The 3,719-nt window shown below is 67.8% G+C and carries 2 protein-coding genes; both read left to right on the top strand.

The features are described from left to right. On the top strand, window positions 1-3,430 hold a 3,430-nt coding region (locus tag ACWIHY_RS40110; protein ID WP_454381675.1), incomplete at its 5' end, for an SDR family NAD(P)-dependent oxidoreductase. Window positions 3,431-3,489: 59 nt separating this feature from the next. Next, window positions 3,490-3,719 (top strand): polyketide synthase docking domain-containing protein (locus tag ACWIHY_RS40105; protein WP_454381674.1); only part of this gene is annotated, 230 nt, incomplete at its 3' end.

Genomic DNA, 3,719 nt, shown 5'->3' with positions numbered 1-3,719 from the left:
CCCCTGGCCCCACACAGACCGACCCCGACGCGCCGCCGTCTCCGCCTTCGGCGTCAGCGGCACCAACGCCCACACCATCCTCGAACAAGCACCCCCCACGACAACACCGGAACCCCACCCCCACCACGCACCCGACACCGAACCCCACAACCTCACCATCGGACTCCCCCTCTCAGCCAAGACACCCAACGCCTTACGCCAACAAGCCACCAAACTGGCCCAACACATCGAAGACCACCCCCAACTCCCCCTCCCCACCATCGCCCACGCCCTCGCCACCACCCGCACCCTCTTCAAACACCGCGCCGTCATCACCGCGCGCGCACGGCACGACGCGCTCCCGGCGTTACGGGCCCTCGGCAAGGACGAGCCCCACCACAACCTCGTCACCGGCACCGCCACTTCCCACGGCAAAACCGTCTTCGTCTTCCCCGGGCAGGGCAGTCAGTACCCCGGTATGGCCCATGACCTCTACGAGAGCTGTCCGCCTTTCACCTCAGCCATCGACGAGATCGCCGCCGCCTTCGAGCCTCTCCTCGAACACCCTCTCCAGGACGCCATGTGGGGCGACCGCACCGACCTTCTGGAACGCACCGACTACACCCAGCCCGTCCTCTTCACCGTCATGACCGGACTCGCCCGCCTCTGGCAGCACCACGGCATCCGCCCCGACGCCGTGATCGGCCACTCACAAGGCGAAATCGCCGCCGCCCACATCGCCGGCGCCCTCAGCCTCACGGACGCCGCGAAGATCGTCACCTTGCGTGCCCGTACGCTGCACACACTCACCGGCACAGGGGGCATGGCCTTCTTGCCTCTCCCCCATGAGCACGTCCAGGCGCTTCTCGCCGACTACGACGACCTTCACGTCGCCGCTCTGAACGGCCCGGTCAACACCGTCATCGCCGGCAACCCTGCCGAACTCCATAGGCTCGTCGCCCACCTCAACGACCAGGACATCAAGGCCCGCACCATCCCGGTCAACTACGCCTCGCACACTCCCCACGTCCACCGGCTCCGGGCCGAACTGCACCGGCTCCTCGCCGACATCACCCCGCAGCCCAGCAGCATCGCCTTCTACTCCACACTGACCGCCACCCCCCTCGACACCACCCAGCTCAACGCCGATTACTGGTACCGCAACCTTGCCAGCCCAGTCCTTTTCGAACCCACCATTCATGCTCTCGGCCAGGACGGCCACACCACCTACATCGAACCCAGCCCCCACCCCACTCTCACCTCTGCCGTCCAAGACACCCTCGCCCCGGACACCCTCACCACGGGCACCCTCCGCAAGAACCACGACGACACCCACACCCTGGCCACCGCCCTTGCCACCCTTCATGCCCACGGCCATCCCATCAGCCGCGCTGATCTCGTCCACGGATCTCCTGCCGCTCCCGGAGCCCACACCCCCCTCCCCAGCTATCCCTTCCAGCACACCTCTCACTGGCTCACCCTCGGAACTGCCCGGAGGGAACGCAACACGCTTCTGCACCTGGAATGGGAGGCAATCTCAGACGTCCCGGGTAACGCCCGTCGGCCCGAACTCCCGGCGCACACCCTCGTGCTGAGCCCGTCACCCGCCGTCGCCGCGCAGCTGGCCCCCGGTGCGCCGTGTCTGCCCGACTTCGAGGCCTTGACGTCGACGCTCGGCGACGCGGACCTTCCCACACCGGACGTCATCCTTGTTCCTGTTGCTTCTCTTGCTCCGTACTCCGATGACACCGCGGCCCTCGACCCTACTGGCCCTGCTGCTGTCCCCGCACAGGTCCGCGAGACCACCCATCACGTCCTCGGTCTCCTCCAGCGCTGGCTGAGCAGCACACGATTCGCAGGCTGCCGCCTGGTGCTGCTCACGGATCGCGCCATCGCCGTCGATGAAACCGAGACACCTGATCTCGCGCAGGCACCCGTCTGGGGCCTGGTCAGGTCTGCTCAGGCCGAGCACCCCGACCGCTTCACGCTCATCGACATCGACGCCACCACCGATCAGGCGTCAGCAGGGCAGGCCCTCACCGCCGACGCTGTCGCCCTCGCGCTGACGCTCGTCGAGCCCCAATTGGCCATACGCGACGGAAAGGTACGCAGGCCGAGCTTCGCTACGACACCGCTGCCGAAGACGCAGCCCACCCCGATGCGAGACGGCACGGTGCTGGTCACGGGCGGTACGGGCGCACTCGGCGCGCTCACCGCACGCCACCTCGTCACCCACCACGGCGTCACCCGCCTCCTGCTCACCAGCCGACGCGGACCCGAAGCCGAAGGCGCAGAACAACTACGCACCGAACTCACCGCACTCGGCGCCCACATCACCCTCACCGCCTGCGACGCCGCCGACCACAACGCACTCACCCACCTCATCAACACCATCCCCACCGAACACCCCCTCACCGCCGTCATCCACACCGCCGGCGTACTCGACCTCGCGACGCTGACGAACCTCACACCGGAGCAGCTCGACTCCGTAATGCGTCCGAAGGTCGACGCCGCCTGGAACCTCCACCGCCTCACCGAGGGCATGGACCTCGACGCGTTCGTCCTCTTCTCCTCCATCGCCGGCACCCTCGGCGCCCCCGGCCAGGCCAACTACGCGGCGGCCAACACCTTCCTCGACGCCCTCGCCCACCACCGCCACGCACAGAACCTCCCCGCCACCAGCCTCACCTGGGGTCCCTGGGCAGCGGAGACAAGCATGGTGCGGCACCTCAGCGCGGCTGCGCTGGCCGGTGTCAGCCGCGACGGATTCCCGCCCCTTGCCACCGAGGATGCGCTCGGTCTCCTGGACGCTGCCATGGCAACGGGCCTGCCCGTACTCGCCCCGACCCGTAAGGCCCGTGCTGCGCTTCCCTCTCGTGGCAAGGAAGCGGAGGACGGCCGGGACGACAGCGACAACACCGCCCAGAGCCTGTCGGAGCAACTCGCACCGCTCGTCGAACGCGAGCAGCGGGAGCGCCTTCTCGCCGTCGTCGGCAGCGCCACCGCCCTCGTTCTGGCTCACCCCGAACCTGCGGGCCTCGACCTCGGCCAGACATTCAAGAGCCTGGGCTTCGATTCGCTCACCACCGTGCAGTTGCGCAATCGGCTCAACACGGTGACCGGCCTCAGGCTGCCCAGCACGCTCGCGTTCGACCATCCAACACCGGCCTCGCTGGTCGATTTCCTGCGTGGCCAGCTGGTTCCGGACGCCGATGACGAGCCGACGAGCAAAGCCGTGCTCCGGGAGATCGACAAGGTCTCCGCCGCGCTGGCGCGACTGGAGACCGATCCGGTTCAGGACGCCGAGATCTCTCTGCGCCTCAACGACCTGTTGTGGCAGTGGTCCCACCGGCATGGTGCGGCGCTCGCCCCCCAAGCCGCCGAGAGTCTCGAAACAGCCTCGGACGAGGAGCTGTTCGAGGCGCTCGACAACGAGCTCAACGCTCCCTGACGCGTTCATCCGATGCGCCGAAGGCTCCCTTCTCGACTTCACTCAAGGGGTTCATTCCAGTGGCAGGCGAAGACAAGCTCCGCACATATCTGAAGCGAGCGACCACCGACTTGCGTCAGACGCGTCAGCGCCTGCAGGAGATCGAGGACCGCGCTCACGAGCCGATCGCGATTGTGGGGATCGGTTGCCGGTATCCGGGTGGGGTGGCTTCGGCGGAGGACCTGTGGGAGCTGGTGTCCGAGGGCAGGGACGCGATCTCCGGCTTCCCCTCCAACCGCGGCTGGGACAC

The organism is Streptomyces sp. NPDC055287, assembly GCF_053646035.1.
Note: the sequence above shows the minus strand (reverse complement) of the source record. Positions and strands in the feature narration are given on the sequence as shown.